The sequence below is a fragment of the Adlercreutzia faecimuris genome (genome assembly GCF_022669055.1).
Classification (GTDB): Bacteria; Actinomycetota; Coriobacteriia; order Coriobacteriales; family Eggerthellaceae; genus Enterorhabdus; species Enterorhabdus faecimuris.
In genome coordinates this window covers 239,715-263,952 of sequence record NZ_JAJMLW010000003.1, presented here as the reverse complement: position 1 = coordinate 263,952, position 24,238 = coordinate 239,715, and the positions used below count along the sequence as shown (strand labels likewise).

Genomic DNA, 24,238 nt, shown 5'->3' with positions numbered 1-24,238 from the left:
GCTTTAGGCCTCCTCTCGCGGAGCGACGACGATGGTGATGTGGCTGGTGCGCTTGCGGATGCGAGACGCGGAGCCCTTGGCGCGGGGGCGGATGCGCTTAAGCGTGGGGCCCTCGTCCACATAGGCGGCCTTCACCACCAGCGTGTCGGCGCGCAGGTGATTGTTGTGCTCGGCGTTGGCCACGGCGGAGTTCAGCGTCTTCTCGACGGTCTCGGCCACGGCGCGGTTGGTGAATGCGAGAATCTCGCGGGCCTGCTCGACGGACTTGCCACGCACCTGGTCGACGACGATGCGTGCCTTGCGGGGGGAGACGCGAACGTAGCGCGCTACTGCTCTAACTTCCATTCTTCACCCCTATCCTATCGCTTGCCCTTGTCGGCGGAATGACCCTTGAAGGTACGCGTGGGCGCGAACTCGCCCAGCTTGTGGCCGACCATGGATTCGGTAACGTAGACCGGCACGTGCTTGCGGCCATCGTGCACGGCGATGGTGTGGCCCACCATGTCCGGGAAGATGGTGCTGGCACGCGACCACGTCTTGATGACGTTCTTTTCGCCTGCCGCGTTCATGGCCTCGATACGGGCGAGAAGGCGCGGCTCTACGAAAGGACCCTTTTTCAGACTTCTGCTCACTATTGCTCCTTAATGCTTCCGCGCTACTTCTTGCGACGACGGATGATGAGGCGGCTGGAGGCCTTCTTCGGGTTGCGGGTGCGATGGCCCTTGGTGGGAACGCCCCACGGGGTGACCGGGTGACGGCCGGCGGACTTGTTCTTGCCCTCACCGCCGCCGTGCGGGTGGTCGACCGGGTTCATGACGGTGCCGCGGACGGAGGGGCGGATGCCCTTCCAGCGGTTGCGACCGGCCTTGCCGACCTTGATGTTGGAGTGCTCGGCGTTGCCGACCTCGCCGATGGTGGCGCGGCAGGTGATGAGCACGCGGCGCATCTCGGAGGAGGGCATGCGGAGGATGGCGTAGTTGCCCTCCTTGCCCATCAGCTGGATGGAGGTGCCGGCGGAGCGGGCGATGGCCGCGCCCTTGCCGGGCTGGAGCTCCACGTTGTGCACGAGGGTGCCGACGGGGATGTTGGCCAGGGGCAGCGCGTTGCCGGGCTTGATGTCGGCGTCGGGGCCGCTCATGACCATGTCGCCCACCTTCAGGCCCTTCGGGTGGATGATGTAGCGCTTCTCACCGTCCACGTAGTGGAGCAGGGCGATGCGGGCGGAGCGGTTGGGGTCGTACTCGATGGTCGCGACCTTGGCCGGCACGCCGTCCTTGTTGCGCTTGAAGTCGATGATGCGGTAGCGCTGCTTCGTGCCGCCGCCCTGGTGGCGCGTGGTGATGCGGCCGTTGTTGTTGCGGCCCGCCTTCTTCGGCTTCGGCGCCAGCAGCGACTTCTCCGGCTTAGACGTGGTGATCTCCGCGAAGTCGGAGACCGTCTGGAAGCGTCGGCCGGGGCTGGTCGGCTTGTACTGTTTTACTCCCATTTCTTTCCTTCCTTGGGGCATCGCGCCGGGTCGTGCCTGGTAACGGCAGGCGTCTCCGGAGGTCGCCCTCGCTGCGAGGTCCCTGCTCGCGCGCCTCTCCGCACACCAGGGGCCTCCTCTGTATTCCGCGGCCAGGCGATTGCCGAACGGGCTCCGAGGGAGGCTCGGGGCCTCGACTCCGCCTAACCACGCGTCCGGGTGTATCTATACACGAGCAGACGCAAAGAGACATTATATCCGCGCAGACGGGGAGTTTCAAGGCTGGATTTACGCCGTGAGCTGGCGACACATTTTGCGCACATGGACGCGCGGCGGGAGGGCGCGCGGGGGGCGCGGCGTGCACGGGTTTTCGCGGTTCGTATCCATTTCGTCGAGTTTCCCGAGGCACTTCGCGGGCACGCGGCCCTCCCAGACGGCAAAAGCCCTGGTCGCGTTTCGCGGCGGGAGCAGGCGGCGCCCCGATTCGGGGGAATCGGGGCGCCAAAGCTCGGAAAACTCGTTGAAGTGGATATGAAACGGGGATCAGCCGACCACGTCGTTCTCGAGCTCGTCCTCGAGGGCGCGGGGCGCGGGCTGGGCGCCAGGCACGGGCTGGGCGCCGGCGGCAACGGATGCAGCGGCGTTGGGCGCGGCGTCGTTCTCGGCGCGGCGCAGGGGGCGGCTGGCGGGCTGGGCGGCCAGCTCGTCGACCGCCTCGGCGGTGGGGGCGCCGTCGTCGGGCAGCACGACGTTGAGCAGGATGCCCGCGACCGAGCCGACGGCCAGGCCGGAGAACCCGACGGCCACGCCGCCGATGACCAGCGTGATGGCCCCGGTGGCGCTGTAGGCGATGCCGAGCGAGAGCACGAGCACGATGGCGGTGATGAGCACGTTGCGGCTGCGGGTGAAGTCGACGCGGTTCTCCACGAGGTTGCGGATGCCCACCGCCGAGATCATGCCGTAGAGCACGAGCGACACGCCGCCGATGACGCAGGCGGGCATGGCGGCGATGACCGCCGCGAACTTCGGGCAGAACGAGAACACGATGGCGAACAGGGCCGCCAGGCGCACGACGCGCGGGTCGAAGACGCGGGTGAGCGCGAGCACGCCGGTGTTCTCGCCGTAGGTGGTGTTGGCCGGCGCGCCGAACAGCGACGCCAGGATGGTGGCCAGGCCGTCGCCGAGCAGGGTGCGGTGCAGGCCGGGGCTGGCGATGTAGTTGCGCCCGCAGGTGGAGCTGATGGCCGACATGTCGCCGATGTGCTCGATCATGGTGGCGAAGGCGAGCGGCATGATGGTGATGATGGCCGTGATGGCCAGGCCCGCGTCGAAGCCGGGGCCGATGAGCGAGAACACCGTGTCGTCCCACAGCACCGGCAGCCCGATCCAGGCGGCCTCGGCCACGGGCGCGAAGTCGACCTCGCCCAGGAGCGCCGCCACGACATAGGCGCCGATGACGCCCAGGAGGATGGGGATGATGCGGATCATGCCGCGGCCCCAGATGTTGGCCACGACGATGATGGCGATGGCCACGAGCGCCACGAGCCAGTTGGTCTCGCAGTTGGCGATGGCCGACGACGCCAGGATGAGCCCGATGGAGATGACGATGGGCCCGGTGACCACCGGCGGGAAGAAGCGCATGACGCGCAGGGGCCCGAACACGCGGAACAGCGCCGAGAGCACCAGGTAGAGCAGGCCCGCGCAGGCCACGCCCAGGCAGGCGTAGGGCAGCAGCTCGGGCTCGCCGTTGGGGGCGATGGCCGCGTAGCCGGCGATGAAGGCGAACGACGAGCCGAGGAAGGCCGGCACCTGCCCCTTGGAGATGAGGTGGAACAGCAGCGTGCCGATGCCGGCGAACAGCAGCGTCGCCGAGACGGACAGCCCCGTCAGCGTGGGCACGAGGATGGTGGCGCCGAACATGGCGAACATGTGCTGGAGGCCGAAGAGCGCCATCTTGGGCGCCCCGAGGCTGCGCGCGTCGAAGACCGGCGCGCCGGGGGCGGCCCCCGCCACGGCCGCGTCCTCGCCGGCTTGCGACGCCTGCTGGCTGGTATCCCTGTCGGTCATGGCTCCTCCGCCCTCTCGTGGGTGCGTTGCGACGGCGCCCGCGGGGCGCCGGGGGCGATGGTACCACGGCCGGGGCGCGCCGGGGGCGGGGACGCGCGGGACGCCCCCTATATAAAGGTAAGCGCGGGGCGACGGGCGTGGCGGCGCCCCTCCCCTACTTGCCCTGCTTGCGGATGCCGCCCTTGTGGCCGTTGGCCTTGGGGGCCGGGCCGCGGCCCTTGCGGTTAGCCGCGCGCGGGCCGGCGTCGCGCGACGGGCGCCCGCCCCGATCGTCGGCGCGGCGCGGCGCGGGGGCGCCCGGCCTCCCGGGCTCCTTCCCCGCCTTCCTCCCCGCCGTCTTCGCCTTCCCGGCTCCCTTCCCCGCCTTCCCGGCGCCCTCCTTCTTCCCCTTGTCGGCCTTCTCGGGCCTGACCAGGCACTTCGGGCCGTAGCCGATGAGGTCTTCGCGGTGGGCGCGGCGCAGGGCCTCGCGGACGAGGTCGTGGTTGGCCGGGTTGCGGTACTGGATGAGCGCGCGCTGGAGCGCCTTCTCGTGGGGGCTGCGCGGCACGTAGACGGGCTCCATGGTGCGCGGGTCGAGCCCGGTGTAGTACATGGCGGTGGCCATGGACCCGGGCGTGGGGTAGAAGTCCTGCACCTGCTCGGGGTTGTGGCCCATGTCGCGGCAGAACTCGGCCAGCTCCACGGCGTCGGCCAGCGTGCAGCCGGGGTGCGACGACATGAGGTAGGGCACGAGGAACTGCCGCTTGCCCGCGCGGCGGTTCTCCTCGTCGAAGGCGGCAGCGAAGGCCTCGTAGACGGCGTGGGGCGGCTTGCCCATCACGTCGAGGACCCGGCGCGAGACGTGCTCGGGGGCCACCTTGAGCTGGCCGCTCACGTGGTGGGCCACGAGCTCGCGCAGAAACGTGGGGTCGGGGTCGGCCATGACGTAGTCGAAGCGGATGCCCGAGCGCACGAACACCCGCTTGACGCCGGGCAGCGCGCGCAGCTCGCGCAGCAGGGCCACGTAGTCGGCGTGGGTCACCTCGAGCCTGCGGCACGGCTCGGGCGCCAGGCAGCGCTTGCCCGGGCAGGCGCCGCGGCGCAGCTGGTCGGCGCAGGCCGGGCCGCGGAAGTCGGCCGTCGGGCCGCCCACGTCGTGGATGTAGCCCTTGAAGTCCGGGTCGTCCGTGAGCGCCCGGGCCTCCTCGAGCAGCGACTCGTGGCTGCGCGCCTGCACGATGCGCCCCTGGTGGAAGGTGAGCGCGCAGAAGGCGCACTCGCCGTAGCAGCCGCGGTTGCTGACGAGCGAGAACTTGACCTCGGCAAGAGCCGGCACGCCGCCGGCCTCGTCGTAGGAGGGGTGCCACGCGCGGGTGAAGGGGAGCCGGTAGACGGCGTCCATCTCGGCCGTCGTGAGCGGCTCGGACGGCGGGTTCTGCACCACGTAGACGCCGTGGGGGTAGGGCTCGACCAGGCGGCGGCCGGTGAGGGGGTCGGAGTTGGCGTACTGCGCAGCGAAGCTGGCGGCGAAGGCGCGGCGGTCGGCGGACAGCTCGTCCCACGAGGGCAGAAGCTCGTAGTCGACGACGTGGTCGAGCGACGAGGTGCGAAAGACCGTGCCGGGGATGAACGTGAGGTCGGACACGGCCAGCCCCGCGTCGAGCGCCTCGGCGATGGCCACGACGGAGCGCTCCCCCATCCCGTAGGACACCAGGTCGGCGCCGGAGTCGAGCAGGATGGAGCGCTTGAGGGCGTCCGACCAGTAGTCGTAGTGGGCCAGGCGGCGCAGCGACGCCTCGATGCCGCCCAGGATGATGGGCGCATGCTTGTAGGTGCGGCGGATGAGGTTGCCGTAGACGACGGCCGCGTGGTTGGGGCGCCGGCCGCCGACGCCGCCGGGGGTGTAGGCGTCGTCGTGGCGGCGGCGCTTGGCGACGGTGTAGTGGTTGACCATGGAGTCCATGTTGCCCGCCGACACGAGAAAGCCCAGGCGCGGCTCGCCGAAGACCGTGACGGAGGCGTCGTCGGTCCAGTCGGGCTGGGCGATGACGCCCACCTTGAAGCCCTTGGACTCGAGCAGGCGCACGATGATCGCGGCGCCGAAGGAGGGGTGGTCGACGTAGGCGTCGCCGGACACGTAGACGAAGTCGACCTGGTCCCAGCCGCGGGCGCGGGCGGCCTCGGCCGTAAGCGGCGGGAAGTCAACCTCGCTGTGGCGCGGCGCGGGCGCGGGGGCGCCAGCGGGGCGCGAGGCGGCCTTGCGGGCGGGAGTGGACGTCCCGCCTCGCGCGCCGGTGGGGCGCGGGTTGGCCTTGCGGGCGGCCATGCTAGGCGTCCCCTTCCGCATCGGAGGCCTCGGGCACGTGGACGTAGCCCCGCGGCGACAGGTCGCCCACCACCTCGGCGCGCGCCTGGGGCGGCACGAGCACGTGCAGCGCGTGGGGCGTCACCGTGATGTCGAAGGCGGTGCCGCGGAGGCGCTCACCGTCCACCTGGGCGGGCGGCTCCTCGTCGAACTCGACGCGCACGCGGCGCACGCGGCGGAACTCCAGCTCGCGGAAGCGGGTGTGGCGGCCGTCCTTGGCCAGCATGAAGATGAGGGTGGCCTTGGCGCGCGAGAGCGGCGGGTGGGCGATGACCACGTCGAGGCGGCCGTCGGCCACCGAGGCCTCCGGCGCCACGGAGAAGCCGCCGCCGTAGGTGGGGCCGTTCTGCACTGCGAAGAGGAACATCTCGCCGGGCTGGAGCGGGCCGTCGTCGAAGGAGACGCGGTAGGGCCGGCAGTCCAGGTGGTGCATCAGCTGGTCGAGGCCGGCCGCCAGGTAGAGCGCCGTGCCCGTGCGGCCCGTGCGCCGGCGCCGCTCCACCGTGTCGAGCGCGATGGCGGCGTCCAGGCCGAAGGAGACGGTCTCGGCGAACCACTCGCCGTTCACCCGCCCCACGTCCACCGCGACGGGGCGCGCCGCCACCAGCTGGCCCACGGCCCGCGCGACGTCGCAGCTCATGGACAGCGTGCCCGCGTAGTCGTTGCCCGATCCCACGGGGATGACGCCGAGGGCCGGGCGCGCGTCGGCCGGCAGCGCCATGAGCCCGTTGACCACCTCGTGGATGATGCCGTCGCCGCCGAGCGCCACCACCACATCGAAGCCCGCCGCGCCGGCGGCCAAGTCGACGCCGTGGCGCGGGCCGGCAGTGGGCCGCACCTCCACCGCGGCGCCGCGCAGCGCCTCGCGCAGCAGCACCTCGGCCTCGGCGGCCGCGTCGGCGCCGCGGCCGTTCTGGGCCGCCGGGTTGGCGATGAGCAGCACGCGCCTCGCGTCCAGGGTCACAGGCGCCTCCTTCCTCGGAAACAGCGGAAGCCGGACGTGCCGGCTTCCGTGGGATTATACGCTTCGCGCGCGGGCGCCCGCGGGGCGGCGCGCTTCGTTTGCCGAGGTGCTACTCGGCGGATTCGACCTCGGCCTCGGCCTCGGCGACGGCCTCGGGCGCGGGGGCGTTGGGGTCGACCTCGGTGATGATGGCGTGCTCGAGCACCCAGTTGTTGGCCTTCAGGCGCTCAGCGGACTCGCGCAGGGCGAAGCCGCGGCCGGACTGCTCGAACTGCTGGCGCAGCTGCCTGGGGTTGGCCTGCGGGTTCATGGCGCGGCAGGCGGCCTCGATGTCCTCGTCGGTCAGGCTGAGCTTCTCGTGGCGGAACACGGAGTCGAGCGCGAAGCCCTGGACGAGCATCTCGCGGGTCTGAAGCATGAGCATCATGCCGAACTGCTGCTCGCCGCCGTTCTGGGCGACGAAGTCCTCCCAGCTCTGGCCGGTCTGCTGCAGCTCCATGCGCATGTTCTCCATGAGGTTGGAGCGCATGGCCTCGTACACCTCGTCGGCGATCTTGCCCTCGAAGCGGCGGGCGAGCTCGCTCACGGCCAGGTTGCGCTTGTAGGCCTCGTACTGCTCGCGGGCGCTGCGCTCGACGTTGCGCTGCACGTCGGCGCGCAGGTCGGCCGCGCTCTTGTACATGGGCATGTTGGTGGACACCCACTCGTCGTCGATCTCCGGCACGGTGGCCTTCTGGATCTCCTTCACCGTGACGGTGCAGTCGATGACCTCAGTGATCTCGTTGAAGTCCTCGTCGAGGCCGGGGCCCTCGAAGGTGAAGGTCTTGGTCTCGCCCGGCTGCATGCCGAGGATCTGGCTGTCGAAGCCGTCGGGCATGTAGCCCTCGCCGGCGGTGTAGGTGCGGCCGTCGGTGGTGAGGCCGGCCACCTCCTCGCCGTCCTTGGTGCAGGTCATGGCGATCAGGCAGCTGTCGCCCTTCTCGACCGGCTTGGCGTCGGCGGCGACGTAGACGGTGTAGCGCTCGGCCATGTCCTTGAGCTGCTGGTCGACGGCCTCCTCGTTCACAGCGAACTTGGGCACCGTAATCTCGACCGGGTCGTAGGACTTGAGCTCGTAGTCGGGCTTGAGGGCCACCGTCACGTCGAAGGCGAACTCGCGGTCGCGCTTGAGGGCCGACTTGGGCTCGGGCTGCGGCGGGAAGGACGGGATGATGTTCTTCTTGTCCAGCGCGAACGGCACGAGGCCCTGGATGGCGCCGGCCTCGACGATGGAGTCGAGGTTCTTGATGCCCATCTTCTCCTCGGCCACCTGGGCGATGGTCTTGCCCTGCTCGGGGCGCAGGCCCATGGACTGGGCGAAGCCGAGCTGGCCGGCGTGGAGGGCGTTGTTGACCTCCTCGGGGGTGGCGACGCACTCCAGGCGCACCTGGTTGCCGTCGAGCTTCTTCATGCTGACTTTCATGGATGCTGCTCCTTTTACTTGCAGTTACGGTTAGGGGCGGGCGCGCGGCCCGCGGCATGCACGGGGCGTATTCTACCGCAACCTCGGCAAACGCCCGGCGACGATGGGCAACTTAGGGCGAGCCCGGGCAGAAAATCATATAAGCCCGCTGTGAGGGAGGGGCGACGGCGCGCCGGAGCGGGCGGGGCGCGAGGCGCGGCGCACGCGGGGCGCGTGGACGCGACGGCGGGCGCAGGACGCGAGGGCGAGACGGACGTAGGGCGGGACGGCCCATGGGCGGGGGCCGTTAGGGCGTGGCGGGCCATGACAGCGGGGCGCGCATTCCTTATAATACCGATTAGTATTATAAGGAATGCGCGGGAGAGGCCTGGGGACGCGGGCTGGGAGGAGGGCGCCATGAAAGCGCGATGGGGACGGCTGGCGGCGGGCTGCCTGGTGATGGCGATGATCGGCTTCATCTACGGGTGGTCGGTGTTCTCGGCGCCGCTCGTGGAGGAGTTCGGCTGGGCGCCCTCGGCGCTCTCGTTCACCTTCACGCTGCTCATGTGGGCGTTCTGCGGCGGCGGCATCGTCGGCGGGCGCCTGGTGCGCCGGATGGGCGCGCGGCCGGTCATCTGGCTGGCGGCGGCGATGACCTTGGCGGCCTTCGCCTCGACGGCGCTTTTGGCCCGGGCCGACGCGCCGTGGCTGCTCTACCTCACCTACGGGATCCTGGGCGGGGGCGGCGTCGGCATCGGCTACACCGCGGCCATGGGCGCCGTGATGGCGTGGTTCCCCGACCGCGCGGGGCTCGCCTCGGGAATGATGCTTCTGTGCTACTGCCTGTCGACCATGGTGCTGAGCTCGGCGGCCGCCTGGCTGTTCGGCGCGGTGGGCTGGAGGCCGGCCTTCGCCCTGCTCGGCGTCGGCACGAGCGCCGTGGTGGCGGCGGCCGCGGCCTTCCTGAGTCCGCCCGCAGCCGGCGACGTGGTGCGGGGCGGCGCGGAGGGAACCGGCGCGCCCGGCGGGAAGGCGGCCGACCCCGCGCCCGGCGCGGCGGACGCGGCGGAGGCGCCCGGCGCGGCGGCTGCCGCGAGCGCGCCCGGTGCCGCGCCCTCCCCCGCCGGCGCGACCACCGCCGCCATGCTGCGCACCCCCGCGTTCTGGGCCTACGCGACCTGGATGGTGATCGTGAGCTGCATCGGCCTGGCGGTCATCGGATCGGCCAACCAGCTGGCCGTCGCCGCCGGGGCCGCTCCCGCGGCGGCCGTCGCGGCGGTGGGCGCGCTCGCCCTGTGCAACGGGCTCGGGCGCCTGGCCATGGGCGTCGTCTTCGACGCGCTCGGCACCGCCACGTGCACCCTCGCCACCTCGGCGGTGCTGGCGGCGAGCGTGGGGCTGCTCGCCGGAGCCATCGTCGCGGGATCGGTGCCGGTGGCGTTCGCCGGCATGGTGCTGGCGGGGCTCGGCGCCGGGGGCATCTCGGTCATCGGGTCGAGCTTCACGGCGACGGCGTTCGGCGAGACGCACTACGCCGAGAACCTGGCCGTGCTCAACCTGGCTCTCATCCCCGCGGCGCTGGCCGGCCCGCTCGCGCTGAGCGTGCCGCTCACGGCCGGCGCCGGCTACCTGCCGGGGCTCGCCGCGCTCGCCGCTGCCGCCGCGCTCGCCGCCGGGGTGTCCCTGGCCCTGCGCCGCCTGCTGCGTAATTCGTAGCGTCGCCTCACCGGCTCGCCGACCCGCCGGTCGCGCCAGCCCCGTCGGCCCCACCGGGCACGCCCGCGCCTCCCTCTCCCCTGCCGCAAAATCGGACTTATCACACGTGCCTGCCAGAAATCGCGACTTATCACACCCACCGAGGGCACCGAGGCGCGATAAGCGCCCATTTACGTGTGATAAGTCCACTTTTCTGGCAGAAAACGCCAGAGAAGCCGACTTATCACCCCGAACCGCGAGATTCGCGTGTGATAAGTCGGCTTTTCTGGCACGACGCGACGCACCGGCGTGCGGCCGCGAGTGCCTCGGATTCGCCGGCGCGGGGCCGGCCGCAGGCGGTCGCGGGGCGACACGGGGCCGCAGGCGGCGCGGCCGCCGCGCGGCGGCTCGGCCTAGCCCTGGGGGCTGCCGGGCAGCGGCGGGAAGGGCGGCGGCAGCGTCGCGCCGCACTCGGGGCACGCGCGCACGTCCTCGTCCAGGACGAGGACGCCGCAGCCGGGGCACTTGCGGCGGCCCAGCTGGCCGTTCATCTCGTCGGCGCGCCCGCACTCGTTGCACAGCGTGCAGCAGTAGCACATGGGCCGTCCCCCTCCTCTCGTCCGCGGCGGCCACGCGCCCGGGGCCTCGCCCGGGCCCACGCGGCCGCCCCTCACCTCAGGGGGCCGCCGACGCCGGGGGACGACCCGGCGCCAGCGGCCCCTCCCCCGCCGGCCGCGGGGCCGGCGGGAACGCGCCTGGCAGGCCTACGCGCTCGCGCAGGGGCGCCAGAGCACCTGCTTGGGCTTCTCGAGCATCTTGGCAGCCAGCTCCTCGACGGGGCCGAACTCCATGCAGAAGGCCAGGCAGTGGTGCACGCAGGCCGGGTCCTTGCCCTTGGCCACGCGGTCGGCGCACAGATCGCACAGGTCGGTCGGCACCGGGATCTTGTTCCAGTTGAAGCAGTCGCCGCCCTCGCCGGAGTCGTCCTTCTGCCACGGGCCGTCGTCGAAGACGCGGATGCCCCACTTGCCTACGGGGAAGTCGTGGGTCTCCTTGCAGGCGACGACGCAGGACTCGCAGCCGGTGCAGTACTCGTAGTCAACCAAAAGTCCGTACTCAGCCATCGCTTACCACTCCTTCTTCGCGGAATCGACCTTGAACTTCTCCTCGACCAGGCCCATGTCCGTGTCGTAGCTCTCCTGCAGCGGGGTGATCGAGCAGCAGTTGCACTTGTAGGGGCCGCCGTAGCCGAGCTTGGAGTTGTAGTGGTTCGACACCAGGTCGTTGACGTTGGAGCGCCACAGGCCGTAGAGGCCCTTCTCGTCGGCGTGGTCGGACTTGACGTAGCCGTTCTGGATGTGGGTGCCGTTGACCTCGAACTCCAGCGGGCCGTCCTCGAGGATCTCGCCCACGGGGATGACCTGGTCGCGGGCCTCGTCGTCGGCCGGCATCTCGGGGAACCACCAGCCGTGGTCGGCCTGGACGGTGCCCTTCTTGACGATGGGCGACACCTTGGCCTTGAACTTGGCGCGGCCGAAGTCGTTGGCGATCTCGACCCACTGGCCGTCGGCGACGCCGATCTCGGCCGCGTCGGCGGGGTTGATCTCGATCAGCGGATCGGGATGCAGCTCGCGCAGCACGGGGATCTGACGGTGCTCGGCGTGGAAGGACGCGTAGTTGCGGGCGCCGGTGGTCAGGATGTAGGGGTACTTCTCGGCCAGCTCCGGGTCGACGGCCGGGCTGAACGCCGGCTCCTGGTAGTAGGGCAGCGGATCCTCGCCGTAGTTGGCGTAGGCGGTCGACCACAGCTCGACGCGGCCGGTCGGCGTGAGGAAGCCGGGATGGCGGTCGGGGCGCAGCTTGCCGGACTCGTACTTGCGGTAGTTCACGCCGCGCTGGAAGCCGACGCGGTGGCGCAGGGAGTCGAAGTCCATCTTGATCGGGCCGGAGGTGCGGCGCTGGGTGAGGAAGTCGTCCAGGTCCTTGAACATGGGCGTGCCGTCCTCGTTCTTGAGGCAGTCCTGCTCGAGGTAGGCGCCCAGCTCGATGATGAGGTCCATGTCGGCCTTGACCTCGCCCACGTCGACGGCCTTGTTGACCGCGCCGTAGAAGACGGGCGACCCGCCGTAGTGGGTCATCACGACGTCGTCCTTCTCGGCGCAGGAGGCCAGGGGCAGGAACAGGTCGCAGGCGGCCTCGATGGCCGGGGTGATGAACAGGTCGGTGGCCATGCAGAACTCGAGGTTCTTCAGGCCCTCGTACCAGCCGTGGGGCTGCGCGCAGCAGGTGGGCGCGAGCAGGGTGGTCGACTGGATCCAGCCCATGCGGATGCGGTAGGGCTCGCCCTTGGTCAGCGCGTCGAACATCATGTCGGCCTGGGCGTTGCGGATGTTGTCGACGTAGAGCGGGTACTCCTTGTAGCCGACGGTCTTGTCGCGCAGCTCCTGGGGCAGGCTGTCCCAGCCGATGCGGCGCGTCGGGCGGGCGGCGTCCTCGGCGGCGTTGTCGTCGGCGCCGGCGTCGGCCTTGTCCAGGTTGAACTCCTGCTTCTCGCCCGCGGCCGGCGCGTCCTCGACGCCGGGGGCGGCGTCGATCTCGGCCACGATCTGGCCGCCGGGCACGTCGATGTTGCCCGTGATGGCCATGAGGGCCAGCACGCAGTGGGCGGCCTGGTTGCCGTTCTGGTTCTGGTCGAAGGCCAGGCCCCAGGCGATGGAGGCCGGCTTGGCGGTGGCGTAGAGGCGCGCCGCCTTGTAGATGTCCTCGACCGGCACGTCGCAGATCTCGGCGGCCTTCTCGGGGGTCATGCCCAGCTCGGGGTCGTTGATGCGGGCGGCGAACTCGTCGAAGCCGTAGGTCCACTTCTCGACGAAGTCGTGGTCGTAGAGGTCCTCGTTGATGATGACGGACAGCCACGCCATGGCCATGGCGGTGTCGGTGCCGGGGCGCACGCGCAGGTGCACGACGGCGCGGGTGGACAGCCAGTTGACGCGCGGGTCGACGGAGATGAGCTTGGCGCCGCGCTTCATCAGGTCGATGACCGCGTGGCCGAAGAAGCCGTCGCCGTTGGACGCGAGCGGCATCTTGCCCCACATCACCATGACGCCGGGCACGATGAAGGCCGGGTTGTCGTAGGTGCCCTCGAGGCCGCCGGCGTAGTCCATCTCGGGGTAGTAGGCGCCCAGCACGTGCGAGCAGGACATCGAGCGCGGCTGATAGCACGCGTAGCCCGACTGGGTATAGCAGGCGTTGGGGGTGCCGAGCACGGCCTGGGCCATGTCGGACACCAGGATGCCGCCGGAGCGGCCGGTGCCGGAGAACACGGCCATGGACTCGGCGCCGTAGGTGTCGCGGAAGTAGTCGCGCTTCTCCTTGACGATGGCGAAGGCCTCATCCCAGGTGATGCGCTCCCACTTGTCGTGCTGGCCGCGGAACTCGGGGTCGCGCTTCATCGGGTAGATGACGCGGCTCGGGTTGTAGACGTAGTCCTTGAGCGCCAGGCACCGCGCGCACAGGCGGCCCTTGGTGATGGGGTTGTTCTCGTCGCCCTCGACGTGGTCGATGACGCCCTCGTCGTTGACGTAGATCTTCAGGCCGCACCCCACGGGGTGGCAGCCCGGCGGCGACCACATGGAGGTACGCACGACGGTCAGGCCGTCCTCCTCGTACTTCCACGGCTTTCCAAGGTCGTTCTTGAATTCCATACCGCTCCTTCCTCTTTCTCTCTGCGGCGCAAACCCCCGCGCCGCCGTCCCGACTATAGGCGGGCGGGGCCTCCGGGCGCATCGGGCACCAGTGCCCAACCTACGCCGAAAACCCCGCCGGATGCCTTAGCCATGAAGTATTATTCTCGATTAGGCAATAACTTGATCTGGGGAAACAGTGACTTCCTCCCGCTCAACCTGCTTGCGCAGCAGGTAGGCCACGCGCACCGTGACAAAGGCCAGGACGGCGATGCAGATGCCCAGGGCGAAGGCGGGGACGAAGCTGCCGGTGGTGTCGAAGATGCCGGCCACGGTGACCGGGCCCAGACACCCTATGACGCCAGTGCCGATGCGGGTGTAGGCGTAGATCTTGGGGTAGTCGCGGCCGCCGAACAGCTGGCGGACCAGCAGCGGGGTCGACACCGACACGAGCGAGTTCTGCGCGCCGAAGAGGAACGCCGACACGTAGAGCATCACCAGGTTGTCGCCGGCGAAGACGAAGCCGAGGAGCCCGAGCGCCACGCACGCCAGCTGGATGTTCACCGTGAACTGCACGCCTATCTTGTCGTTGAGGAAGCCCACGATGTACTTCTCGACCACGTTGCCCACCATGACCGCCGTGAGCAGCGACGAGCCCACCATCGGGCTGAAGCCCACGGACTGGGCGAACCCGGGCAAATGCGAGTTGAAGCCCGCGAAGTAGGCGATGAGCCCGGCGAACAGGAACATGCACCAGAAGGGCACGGTCTTGAGCGCCTGGCGCGCCGCGACGCCCCGGTACTCGTCGTCGGCGGCGGACTCGCCCGCCTCGTCCTCCTCGGTCCAGCCGTAGGGGCGCATGCCGATGTCCTCGGGGCGCAGCTTGAAGACGAACAGCGTCCACGGCAGCACGAGCACGCCCATCACCACGGCGGCCACGAGGTAGGCCTCGCGCCAGCCGAGCGCCTGGATGAACAGGGTGAACACCGGCGAGAGGATGGCCCCGCCGATGCCGGAGAACGACATGGCCACGCCGAGGGCCAGGCCCTTGTGGGTGTGGAACCAGTTGCCGATGAGGATGGGCGCGGGGATCACGAAGATGAAGCTGCCGGCCAGGCCGAACACGATGCCCGACGCCCACCACTGCCACGGCTCGTCGTAGAAGCCCATGGCGGCCACCGCAGCCACCACCAGCAGGAACGACACCGAGAGCAGCCGGTTGATGTTGAAGCGCGTGATCCAGCGCCCCACGACGGGCATCGCGAACACGGTGGCGATGAAGTAGAACGTCAGGTAGAGGGATATCTCCGAGCGGGAGAAGCCGAGGCTGTCGCAGACCGGCACGAAGAACACGCCGGCCGCGTCGAGCACGGCCCCCAGGCCTCCCGCCTGCATGAAGCAGCATCCGATGAGGATGAGCCATGCGTAGTGGACGCGGTTTCCGAAGATTCTCATGATGGGTCACCTGTCTATCGCGCGATGCGCGCCGGCGCATCCTACATAGATGAAGTAGATGAACGGGAAATCGGGGGGATGAAAGCCGTGCGGCGCCTCGCGGCGCCGCACGTCGACGGGATGCCTAGCCGCGAGTCTTCTCAGGCTCGCCCTCGGCCGTCCACTTGTCGCGGAACTTCTTGGCGGTCACCACGGCGACGACCATGCACGCGGCGATGATGACCTCGAACACGATGCCGCAGCCGTAGGCGGCCTGGAAGCCGCCGGTGAAGCTGGCGACCAGGGCCACGAAGGTGGCGCCCAGGCCGCCCAGCAAGGCGATGGGCATGTTCATGTAGGAGTAGATCTCGCCGTAGCGGCGGTCGCCGTAGCAGGCGCGGGTCACCAGCGGCAGGCCGACCGACATCATGGCGTCGCCCGTGCCGATGCAGAAGCCGGCGATGATCATCGGGACCATGTTGTCACCCAGGAAGAAGACCATGAGCGCGAAGCCGATGGCAGACACGGCGGCGAAGCCGACCATGGCGTTCTTGATGCCGATCTTGTCGGCCAGGGTGCCCAGGGTGATCTTGCCGAGGATGTTGCCGACGGCGGCGGCGGAGATCATCGTCGCGCCGAGCATGGCCAGCTCAGGGCCGCCCACGGACTGCACGGCGGTGGGCATGAGCGACTTGTAGCCGCCGCCCAGCGAGATCAGGCCGGCGCCCACCAGGATGGCCCAGAAGGCGATGGTGCCCAGGGCGAACTTGCCGTTGACGCCCACGGCCTTGGGCTGCTCGCCCTCGGAGGTCTCCTTCTCGATGCCCCAGGGCTCCAGCCCCACGTCCTGCGGACGGGTGCGGAAGAAGAAGAACGCCGGGATGAGGATGAGCACGGCGGCGATGAGGGCCTCGATGGTGAAGCCGAACTTGTAGCCCTCGGCCTTGACGAGGCCGGCGAACACGGGCGACCACACGAAGGTGCCCACGCCGGTGAAGGCCGACGCGATGCCCAGGAACTTGCCCGCCTGCTTGGGGGCGAACCAGTTGTTGATCAGCACGGAGGGGCCCACCAGGAAGATGGCGGGGCCGGCCAGGCCGAACAGGGCGCCGGAGATGTAGATCTGCCACACCTCGGTCCACACGTTGAACAGCAGGCAGCCGATGACGATGAGGCAGCCGCTGACGCCGAACAGAATCCGTGCGTCAACCTTGTCGAACAGGCGGCCGCAGAACGGCAGCCAGACAAGCATGACGTACGAATACACGGTCATGAGCAGGGTCACCTGCGTCACGTCGGGACCACCCGTGGCCGGGTTGACCAGGCCGAAGGCCATGGCCATCGGCGCGAAATAGTTGCCCATCACGTTGAGCACCAGGCCCATGCCGCCGGCCATCATCATGCAGACGCCGATGAAGACCAGCCAGGCGCGATGGAACCCCTTCTTTTCTTCAGCCATATTCTTACCTTTCCTTCGTTCGTTGCGAAACGAGCATGAGAAGCGAGTCGTCGTGCTCCCCCCTTCGGTCTCCTCGCTCTCCCCCAACCTTTCGCACCCGCGCTCCGGCGCGGGTTGCCCGCATTCTGTTCGGATTCGGCGCAAACCGCATGGGGCGGCGCTTCCTATCCTTGGGAAAATTGGCCGGCCCGAGGGGGTAAGCGTAGGAAATCAGGGATTAGCCTAGGTTCTGACCTGGGGAGACGCCGCACCCCTGACGGCGCCTCCCCTGCCGCGGCGCGGCCTTCTAAGCCTCGGCGCCCCGCTTCATGCGCTCCTGCCAGCTGTCCTCCTGGCCATAGGCGTAGGGCTCGCCGGCGACGTAGTCATCGCGGAAGCCGCCGAGCTGGGTGACCACCTCGCCGGGGGCGGGCGCCATGTTGTCGGGCGCGCACTTGTAGATCTTGCAGACGATGCTCTTGAAGGGGCAGCCGATGCCGCCCGGGCCCGTCTCGTAGGACGCGGTGAGGTTGTTGATGTTCACGTCCCACATGCCGAACAGGTTGGGGAACGCGGGCTCCTGCTCGGGGTACCACCAGCCGTGCTCGGCGTAGACGTAGTTCGGGTTGAGCGTCGGGTCGATGTGGGCCTTCTGGCGGCAGCGGCCCTCGGAGTTCTCCAGCCAGATCCAGTCGCCCTCGTGGATGTCGTACTCCTCGGCCGTCTGGGCGCTCACCTTGACGATGGGGTCGGGGTGGAACTCGCGCATGGTGGCCTGCTGGCGGTTCTCGGAGTGGAAGTACTCGTAGGAGCGCGACCCGTTCACGCAGATGAACGGGTACTCGGCGCGGAACTCCGGGTCCTCGAGCCACTTCACGGAGTGGATGGACTCGTGGTGCTTGGGCCACGGGTCGATGCCCCAGGCGCCGAAGGTGGCGAAGGGCACCAGCTCGATGCGGCCCGACGGCGTGGCGAAGCCGGGCGTGCCGTCCGGGCGCAGCAGGCCCTTCTCGTACTTGCGATAGGTCGCGCAGAAGTCGTCGTACTCGTAGCCGCACTTGTCCTCGACGAGCGACTTGAAGCTGCACGTGCCGTCGTCGTGGTGCTTCTTCCAGAAGTCGGTGTGGGCGTCAGGCACCTCCACCATGCCGGCCTTGGAGCGGCCGGCCGACTTGTAGGACTTGCCCGTCTCGGGTCCACGATGTTGAAGCCGGTGTCCAGGTAGTCCTGGAGCAGGGCGTCGAGCGTGGGCCAGCGCTTCTGGAACAGCTCCGGGTTCATCTTGTTGCCCAGCGCCACGATGAGCTCCTCGTCGGACTTGGCCTCGTACCACTCGGAGACGCTCTTCATGGCGCGCAGCGGGGTCCACCACACGCGCATGGAGTCGCGCTCGGCGGTGGTCTTGAGCGGCAGGAAGATGTCCGCGAAGGCCACGGCCGTCGGCGTCAGGTACGGGTCGGCCACCACGCAGAACTCCACGTTCTCAAGCATCTGGTAGATGCGGGGCGCGGCGTTGCCCGTGCAGGTGATGGCGTTGGCCCCCTGGGACCAGAACATCTTCATGGGGTAGGGCTCGCCCGTCTCGAAGGCGTGGTTGACCGCATCGCAGTCGGCCATGCCGATGAAGTGCACGTAACCGGGGTGCGTTACGTCCACCGTGAGCTTCTTGGCGAAGGTCTCCGGCGGGCAGTAGAGCTGCGCGGTGGCGTAGCCCGGGTTGATCTCGAAGCCGTTGCGCACGAGCAGGTTGGTGCCCGGCTTGTCGATGTTGCCCGTGATGGACATGAGGTTGGAGACGGTCTGGCACAGCTGGATGGAGTCGTTCTGCGTGTCGAAGGCCAGGCCCCACTGGATGGCCGCGCGCTCGGCCGTGGCGTAGAAGCGCGCCGACTCGCGGATGAGCTCGGGGTCGAGCTCGCAGATCTTGCCGGCCCACTCGGGCGTGAAGGGCTCCACGTAGGCCTTGAGCTCGTCATAGTAGGCGCACCACAGATCGACGAACTCGCGGTCCTCCAGCTCCTCGTACATGATGACGTGGAGCCAGGCAAGCGCGATGGCCATGTCCGTGGCCGGGCGCAGCGGCAGCCAGTAGGCCGCGTGCGCGCCCCACCAGGTGAGCTGCGGGTCGATGGAGATGAACTGGGTCCCCTGCTGCATGCAGGCCACCAGCCAGTGGCCCAGGTAGCCGTCGGCGTTGGACTTGAGCGGCTCGCAGCCCCAGATGACCACCACGTCGGGGCGCACCCACTCGGGGTTGGCGTAGCGGTCGGCATGGCCCTCGGAGGCGTCCACGATGGGGAAGTCGCCGATGGAGGCCGCCGTGCCGCAGGTGCGCGGCAGGTAGCAGGAGTAGCCCGACGACCCGATGGCGCCGATGTTGGGCGTGCCGAGGCACGCGCCGCCGAGGAACGGCACCCAGGACGAGATGTTGCGCCCGGTGCCGTGGTTCACGAAGATGGACTCGCGGCCGAACCCGGCCTCGTCGATGTTGACGCGGATCCACTCCGCGATGGTGTCGAGCGCCTCCTCCCAGCTGATGCGCTCCCACTTGTTCTCGCCGCGCGCGCCAACGCGCTTGAGGGGCCACTTGGGCCGGTCGGCGTAGTTCACGCCCTCCTCCAGGTTGAGGCAGCGCATGCACAGGCGGCCGTTGGCGCAGGGATCGAGCGGGTCGCCCTCGATCTTCTCGAGCTTCCCGTTTTTGGTGTACATCAGCACGCCGCAGGAGGTGTGGCAGCCGGGGGCGGAGTAGGTGTAGGTGCGGGTGACGGTGTAGCCGTCCTCCTCCCACTGCCACTCGCCGGCGTGGTAGGCCTCGCGGTCGATGCCGTCGAGGAACTCTTGGTAGTTGAACAGCATGGCGGTATCCCCTTCTCTCGTAGTGCTCTCGCGGATGCGGGCCGCCGCCCGGGCAGGGCGGCGACGGGGCCGGGCCGGGGGCGCCGCGACGGGCGCGCCGGGCGAACCGGCCCGGAAAGCAGGAAGGCGCGACGGGTTATGCCGCCGCGCCTTCCGCCGTCAGGTCAGGAGTGCTCTATCGGGTGAAGAGGGCGCAGCGGGACGAGCCGTCCATCTTCTTGGCCAGGTCCTCGACCTCGCCGTAGTACATGCACCAGGCCTGGCAGTGCTGGACGCACATGGGGAGCTTGCCCTTGGCCGTGCGGTCGGCGCACATGTCGCAGGCCTTGGTCATGACGGGCAGGTAGGTCCACTCCCAGTGGTCGGCGCCGGCCTTGCCGGCGTACTCGAAGGGGCCCGTCTCGGACAGCTTGATGCCGAACTCGCCGGCAGGCAGGTCGAGGTGCTTCTTGCAGGCCACCTCGCAGGAGTGGCAGCCGGTGCAGAACTCGTAGTTGATCAGGATGCCCTTCATCTAGAATCGTCCTCCCTCGCGCGTGGTGTTGTCATGGGTCCAGGCGAACGGCTCGGTGGCCACGTAGTCGTCGCGGAAGCCGCCGAGCTTCGTCACGACCTCGCCCGGGGTGGGCTCGTTCACATCCTCGGTGCACTTGTAGATCTTGGCCGCGACGCTCTTGAGCGGATTGCCGATGCCGCCCTGGCCGGTCTCGTAGGAGGCGGTCAGGTTGTTGATGTTGCAGTCGAAGGTGCCGTACAGGTGCGGGAACGCCGGCTCCTCCTCGGGGAACCACCAGCCGTGCTCGGCGTGGATGTAGTTCGGGTTGAGCGTCGGGTCGATGTGCACCTTCTGGCGGCAGCGGCCCTCGGTGTTCTCGATCCAGATCCAGTCGCCCTCGTGGAGGTCGTATTCCTCGGCGGTCTGGGCGCTCACCTTCACGAGCGGCATGGGGTGGAACTCGCGCATGGTGGCCTGCTGGCGGTTCTCGCTATGGAAGAACTCGTAGGAGCGGGATCCGTTGATGCAGATGAACGGGTACTCGGCGCGGTACTCCGGGTCCTCCATCCAGCGGCGCATCGTGAGCGACTCGACGTGCTCGGCCAGAGGCGGGATGCCCCAGGCGCCGAAGGTGGCGAAGGGCACGAGCTCGATGCGGCCCGACGGCGTGGCGAAGCCGGGGGTGCCGTCAGCGCGCAGCAGGCCCTTCTCGTACTTGTAGTACGTGGCGCAGAAGTCGTCGTACTCGTAGCCGCACCGGTCCTCGACGAGCGACTTGAACGAGCAGGTGCCGTCGTCGTGGTGCTTCTTCCAGAAGTCGGTGTGCACGTCGGGGACCTCGATCATGCCCGCCTTGGAGCGGCCGGCCGACTTGTAGGACTTGCCCGTCTCGGGGTCGTAGAGGTTGAACCCGACGTCCAGGTAGTCCTGGAGCAGCGCGTCGAGCGTGGGCCAGCGCTTCTGGAAGAGCTCGGGGTTCAGCTTGTTGCCGAGCGCCACGATGAGCTCCTCGTCGGACTTGGCCTCGTACCACTCGCTGACGGCCTTCATGGCGCGCAGCGGGGTCCACCACACGCGCATGGAGTCGCGCTCGGCGGTGGTCTTGAGCGGCAGGAAGATGTCGGCGTAGGCGACGGCGGTCGGCGTCATGTACGGGTCGGCGACGACGCAGAACTCCACCTTCTCGAGCATCTTGTGGACGCGCGGGGCCGCGGTGGCCGAGCAGCTGATGCCGTTGGCGCCCTGGGACCAGAACATCTTGATGGGGTACGGCTCGCCGGTCTCGAAGGCGCGGTTCACCGCGTCGCAGTCGGCCATGCCGATGAACTGCGTGCAGCCGGGGTGCACCAGGTCGACGGTGAGCTTCTTGGCGAAGGTGTCCGGGTCGCAGTAGAGCTGGGCGGTGGCGTAGCCGGGGTTGATCTCGAAGCCGTTGCGCACGAGGATGTTGGTGCCCGGCTTGTCGATGTTGCCGCAGACGCTCATGAGGTTGGACACGGTCTGGCACAGCTGGATGGAGTCGACCTGGGTGTCGAAGGCCAGGCCCCACTGGATGGCGCCGCGCTCGGCGGTGGCGTAGAAGCGCGCCGCGTCGCGGATGAGGTCGGCCGGCACCTCGCAGACCTTGGCGGCCCACTCGGGGGTGAACTGGGCCACGTGCTCCTTGAGCTCGTCATAGTAGGCGCACCAGTACTCGATGAACTCCTTGTCCTGGAGCTCCTCGGTGGTGATGACGTTGAGCCACGCGAGCGCGAGCGCCAGGTCGGTGGAGGGGCGGATGGGCAGCCAGTAGTCGGCATGGGCGCCGATCCAGGTCAGCTGCGGGTCGACCGAGATGAAGCGCGTGCCCTGCTGCATGCAGGCCACGAGCCAGTGGCCCAAATAGCCGTCGGCGTTGGACTTGAGCGGCTCGCAGCCCCACACCACCACGACGTCGGGGCGCACCCAGTCGGGGTTGTTGTAGCGGTCGGCGTGGCCCTCGGACGCATCGACGATCGGGAAGTCGCCGATGCCCGCGGCCGTGCCGCAGGTGCGCGGCAGGTAGCAGGAGTAGCCGGAGAAGCCGATGGCGCCGATGTCGGGGGTGCCCAGGCACGCGCCGCCGAGGAACGGCACCCAGGACGAGATGTTGCGGCCGGTGCCGTGGTTGACGAAGATGGACTCGCGACCGAGGCCCTTGGCGTCTAGGTTGTCGTGGATCCAGTTGGCGATGGTGTCGAGCGCCTCCTCCCAGGAGATGCGCTCCCACTTGTTCTCGCCGCGCTCGCCCACGCGCTTGAGGGGCCACTTCGGGCGGTCGGCGTAGTTCACGCCCTCCACCAGGTTCAGGCAGCGCATGCACAGACGGCCGTTGGCGCACGGGTCGAGCGGGTCGCCCTCGATCTTCTCGAGCTTGCCGTTCTTGGTGTACATGAGCACGCCGCAGGAATCATGGCAGCCGGGCGCCGAGTAGGTGTAGGTGCGCGTTACGGTGTAGCCGTCCTCCTCCCACTGCCACTCGCCCTCGTGATAGGCCTCGCGATCGATGCCATCGAGGAACTCCTGGTAATCGAATAGCATGTCCCAACTCCTCTCTTCAGTTCTCTCCTCAGCCGCCCCCGGCGCGGGGCGCGGGGGCCGCCTCGGGCATAACGATAGAGAAGCCCCCGCCGCCTTTCATGAGGTGGCAGGGGCTAAATGGGCAACGTAAGGTTTGGGGGGTTACGCCGCGCGCCGGGCGCGCCTAGGCATCGCGCTCGTCGATGTCGGCGGTCTCCACCAGATCCATGAGCTCCTGGCGGGAGTGCACGCCCGTCTTCTGGTAGATGTTGTAGATGTGGGCCTTGGCCGTGTGCGACGATATGACCAGCTTCTCGGTGATGTACTCGGCGTTACGGCCCTTCGCGAGCATGGTGAGCACCTCGCGCTGGCGGCTGGAGAGCCCGTAGCGGTCGGCCACGGCCTCGCACTTGAGGTGGAAGGTGCTCGGGCGGTGCGCGTCACCCTCAGAGGACGCCGCAGGCACGCCGTCGGTCACGGGCGAGTCCAGCTTGCGGATGGGCGTGCCCGGGGTGACGGTGAGCGCCCCCCCCCGTCGGATTCCACGCGCTTGAAGCGCTTCTCGTCCGGGTAGTTGTCCTCGGTCATGACGAACGAGGCCGAGAAGATGACCAGCAGCATGAACACGACGACCGACCCGGGCGTCACGAGCGGCCCGAAGAACGCGACGGAGCCCGCCGTGAACCCCGCGAAGGCCAGCACCATGCCGAGCGCGATGCCGAGGAAGCTCATGAGGCGTCCGAAGGAGAAGGCGCGCACGGCCGACAGGTCGCAGATGACGATGTGCTTGCACACCGCCGACAGCGAGCAGGTGGTCGGGAAGAACGACCCGCACAGGAGCAGCAGCGCGAAGATGACCACGAGCGGCTCGGGCACGAACACGAGCGGGAACACCACGATGGCCGACCCCGGCAGGAACCAGCGCATGGTCACCGACTCGGTGACGCGGTGGGTCTTGAGCGAGTCGTAGAGCAGAAGCAGGCACGTGGCGCTCACCATCACCTCTATGATTATGTAGGGCCAGTCGTGGACCGTCTGGGTGGACAGGATGCAGCCCACCGCGTAGCCGGCCGCCATGCCCGAGGTGGCCGTGGCCAGGTACGACCGCCACACGATGCGGTGGCGCTGGTCGGACTGGGCGCGGCTGGCGCGCGAGCGCTCGCGCAGGTCGAACAGGTGCATCACGATGAGGTAGCACCCGAGCGCCACCAGCGGGAAGAGCGCGGCGAAGGCGAACAGCAGCGCCTCGCTGATGAAGAGCAGCCACACGCAGGCGAGCGCCGCGGCCGCGAAGATGCCGTTGACGTAGACGCGCAGCGACCCGTGGAAGAACAGGCAGACGTATTCGCCGTAGAGCGGGCTCAAAAAGCCGAAGCCGCAGCCGGCCACGAGCGAGGGCGCCCACAGAAGCCCGGGCTGCCCGCGCAGGACCCACAGCGCCGCGGTGCCCGCGACGGCGCACGCGGCGGCGATGACGAAGTGGGTCATGCGGTGGGCCACCAGCGCGTCGGAGAGCCACCACACCGCCGCCAGCGCCGCGCACACCCCGCCGACGAAGGCGAGGTGCGCCCCGCCGGAGATGAGCCCCTCGGGATCGGCCAGCGGGAAGAAGACCGACGTGCCCAGCATGAGGAAAAGCCAGCCGTAGCAGGCGACCACGCCGATCAGACCGATGAGTATGCGGGGATTCACGAGTATCCACCCCGCAGTCTGAGTGTCCTCGGCATCCTGCGAGATATCGACGTCAGCCTCTTTCACCACGGCCCTACACCCCCTATCAGAACAACTCCGGCCATACTACCAATCCTTCG

At 69.0% G+C, this 24,238-nt stretch carries 19 protein-coding genes; 1 reads left to right on the top strand and 18 read right to left on the bottom strand.

What is annotated here, in order from left to right:
- Positions 1-3: 3 nt before the first annotated feature.
- The 7 genes from rplV to tig all read right to left on the bottom strand — a co-directional run bounded on the left by rplV (position 4) and on the right by tig (position 8,305).
- Positions 4-345, bottom strand: coding sequence for a 50S ribosomal protein L22 (gene rplV / locus LPT13_RS09040; protein WP_160710050.1), 342 nt, complete (start codon positions 343-345; stop codon positions 4-6).
- Between the two features lie 14 nt (positions 346-359).
- A complete protein-coding gene (rpsS, locus tag LPT13_RS09035) occupies positions 360-632 on the bottom strand; it encodes a 30S ribosomal protein S19 (protein WP_160710051.1) in 273 nt (90 codons plus the stop codon).
- Positions 633-655: 23 nt separating this feature from the next.
- Positions 656-1,486, bottom strand: coding sequence for a 50S ribosomal protein L2 (gene rplB, locus LPT13_RS09030; protein WP_242165821.1), 831 nt, complete (start codon positions 1,484-1,486; stop codon positions 656-658).
- Between the two features lie 522 nt (positions 1,487-2,008).
- Positions 2,009-3,532, bottom strand: a complete 1,524-nt coding sequence (locus LPT13_RS09025) for a uracil-xanthine permease family protein (protein ID WP_242165818.1) — start codon at positions 3,530-3,532, stop codon at positions 2,009-2,011.
- A gap of 154 nt (positions 3,533-3,686) precedes the next feature.
- Positions 3,687-5,840 (bottom strand): YgiQ family radical SAM protein, encoded by a 2,154-nt coding sequence (locus LPT13_RS09020; RefSeq protein ID WP_242165816.1) that lies wholly within the window; start codon positions 5,838-5,840, stop codon positions 3,687-3,689.
- 1 nt (position 5,841) lies between these two features.
- Entirely contained in the window at positions 5,842-6,843 is a 1,002-nt protein-coding gene (locus tag LPT13_RS09015; RefSeq protein ID WP_242165814.1) for a diacylglycerol/lipid kinase family protein, read from the bottom strand.
- 109 nt (positions 6,844-6,952) lie between these two features.
- The gene (tig, locus tag LPT13_RS09010) at positions 6,953-8,305 is read right to left on the bottom strand and encodes a trigger factor (RefSeq protein WP_242165812.1); all 1,353 of its coding nucleotides are present in this window, start codon (positions 8,303-8,305) and stop codon (positions 6,953-6,955) included.
- A gap of 396 nt (positions 8,306-8,701) precedes the next feature.
- Here tig and LPT13_RS09005 point away from each other — a divergent pair, with 396 nt between their 5' ends.
- Positions 8,702-10,000, top strand: a complete 1,299-nt coding sequence (locus tag LPT13_RS09005) for an MFS transporter (RefSeq protein ID WP_242165810.1) — start codon at positions 8,702-8,704, stop codon at positions 9,998-10,000.
- Between the two features lie 392 nt (positions 10,001-10,392).
- Here the strand turns inward: LPT13_RS09005 and LPT13_RS09000 are convergent, their stop codons facing one another.
- The 11 genes from LPT13_RS09000 to LPT13_RS08950 form a co-directional block, all read right to left on the bottom strand.
- Positions 10,393-10,578: a hypothetical protein gene (locus LPT13_RS09000; RefSeq protein WP_242165806.1), complete on the bottom strand. Its 186-nt coding sequence runs from the start codon at positions 10,576-10,578 to the stop codon at positions 10,393-10,395.
- Between the two features lie 165 nt (positions 10,579-10,743).
- Positions 10,744-11,103 (bottom strand): oxidoreductase, encoded by a 360-nt coding sequence (locus LPT13_RS08995; RefSeq protein ID WP_242165803.1) that lies wholly within the window; start codon positions 11,101-11,103, stop codon positions 10,744-10,746.
- A 3-nt stretch (positions 11,104-11,106) separates the two neighbouring features.
- Positions 11,107-13,683 (bottom strand): molybdopterin-dependent oxidoreductase, encoded by a 2,577-nt coding sequence (locus LPT13_RS08990; protein ID WP_242165801.1) that lies wholly within the window; start codon positions 13,681-13,683, stop codon positions 11,107-11,109.
- Between the two features lie 150 nt (positions 13,684-13,833).
- The gene (locus LPT13_RS08985; RefSeq protein WP_242165799.1) at positions 13,834-15,117 is read right to left on the bottom strand and encodes an MFS transporter; all 1,284 of its coding nucleotides are present in this window, start codon (positions 15,115-15,117) and stop codon (positions 13,834-13,836) included.
- A gap of 124 nt (positions 15,118-15,241) precedes the next feature.
- Positions 15,242-16,555 carry an MFS transporter gene (locus tag LPT13_RS08980; RefSeq protein WP_242165797.1) on the bottom strand — a complete coding sequence of 438 codons (1,314 nt, stop codon included), beginning with the start codon at positions 16,553-16,555 and terminating at the stop codon, positions 15,242-15,244.
- A 286-nt stretch (positions 16,556-16,841) separates the two neighbouring features.
- Positions 16,842-17,303 (bottom strand): molybdopterin dinucleotide binding domain-containing protein, encoded by a 462-nt coding sequence (locus LPT13_RS08975; RefSeq protein WP_242166216.1) that lies wholly within the window; start codon positions 17,301-17,303, stop codon positions 16,842-16,844.
- Between the two features lie 104 nt (positions 17,304-17,407).
- Positions 17,408-19,393 (bottom strand): molybdopterin-dependent oxidoreductase, encoded by a 1,986-nt coding sequence (locus LPT13_RS08970; RefSeq protein WP_242165794.1) that lies wholly within the window; start codon positions 19,391-19,393, stop codon positions 17,408-17,410.
- A gap of 175 nt (positions 19,394-19,568) precedes the next feature.
- Positions 19,569-19,907, bottom strand: coding sequence for a 4Fe-4S dicluster domain-containing protein (locus tag LPT13_RS08965; protein WP_242165793.1), 339 nt, complete (start codon positions 19,905-19,907; stop codon positions 19,569-19,571).
- Positions 19,908-22,448, bottom strand: coding sequence for a molybdopterin-dependent oxidoreductase (locus LPT13_RS08960; RefSeq protein ID WP_242165791.1), 2,541 nt, complete (start codon positions 22,446-22,448; stop codon positions 19,908-19,910). It lies immediately after the preceding gene.
- Positions 22,449-22,611: 163 nt separating this feature from the next.
- On the bottom strand, positions 22,612-22,905 hold the full coding sequence (locus tag LPT13_RS08955; protein WP_242165788.1) for a response regulator transcription factor: 294 nt from the start codon (positions 22,903-22,905) through the stop codon (positions 22,612-22,614).
- Complete coding sequence (locus tag LPT13_RS08950; RefSeq protein WP_242165786.1) at positions 22,902-24,188, bottom strand: hypothetical protein; 1,287 nt, start codon at positions 24,186-24,188, stop codon at positions 22,902-22,904. The genes LPT13_RS08955 and LPT13_RS08950 overlap by 4 nt, the downstream gene beginning before the upstream one ends.
- Positions 24,189-24,238 lie beyond the last annotated feature (50 nt).

Coding starts and splice junctions, on each gene's coding strand:
- LPT13_RS08965 (WP_242165793.1), bottom strand. CDS start 19,907: ATGAAGGGCATCCTGATCAACTACGAGTTCTGCACCGGCTGCCACTCC.
- LPT13_RS09000 (WP_242165806.1), bottom strand. CDS start 10,578: ATGTGCTACTGCTGCACGCTGTGCAACGAGTGCGGGCGCGCCGACGAG.
- LPT13_RS08990 (WP_242165801.1), bottom strand. CDS start 13,683: ATGGAATTCAAGAACGACCTTGGAAAGCCGTGGAAGTACGAGGAGGAC.
- tig (WP_242165812.1), bottom strand. CDS start 8,305: ATGAAAGTCAGCATGAAGAAGCTCGACGGCAACCAGGTGCGCCTGGAG.
- LPT13_RS08980 (WP_242165797.1), bottom strand. CDS start 16,555: ATGGCTGAAGAAAAGAAGGGGTTCCATCGCGCCTGGCTGGTCTTCATC.
- LPT13_RS08995 (WP_242165803.1), bottom strand. CDS start 11,103: ATGGCTGAGTACGGACTTTTGGTTGACTACGAGTACTGCACCGGCTGC.
- LPT13_RS08970 (WP_242165794.1), bottom strand. CDS start 19,393: ATGCTGTTCAACTACCAAGAGTTCCTCGACGGCATCGACCGCGAGGCC.
- LPT13_RS09020 (WP_242165816.1), bottom strand. CDS start 5,840: ATGGCCGCCCGCAAGGCCAACCCGCGCCCCACCGGCGCGCGAGGCGGG.
- LPT13_RS08985 (WP_242165799.1), bottom strand. CDS start 15,117: ATGAGAATCTTCGGAAACCGCGTCCACTACGCATGGCTCATCCTCATC.
- LPT13_RS09025 (WP_242165818.1), bottom strand. CDS start 3,532: ATGACCGACAGGGATACCAGCCAGCAGGCGTCGCAAGCCGGCGAGGAC.
- LPT13_RS09005 (WP_242165810.1), top strand. CDS start 8,702: ATGAAAGCGCGATGGGGACGGCTGGCGGCGGGCTGCCTGGTGATGGCG.
- LPT13_RS08975 (WP_242166216.1), bottom strand. CDS start 17,303: ATGCGCGAGTTCCACCCCGACCCCATCGTCAAGGTGAGCGCCCAGACG.
- rplB (WP_242165821.1), bottom strand. CDS start 1,486: ATGGGAGTAAAACAGTACAAGCCGACCAGCCCCGGCCGACGCTTCCAG.
- LPT13_RS08960 (WP_242165791.1), bottom strand. CDS start 22,448: ATGCTATTCGATTACCAGGAGTTCCTCGATGGCATCGATCGCGAGGCC.
- rplV (WP_160710050.1), bottom strand. CDS start 345: ATGGAAGTTAGAGCAGTAGCGCGCTACGTTCGCGTCTCCCCCCGCAAG.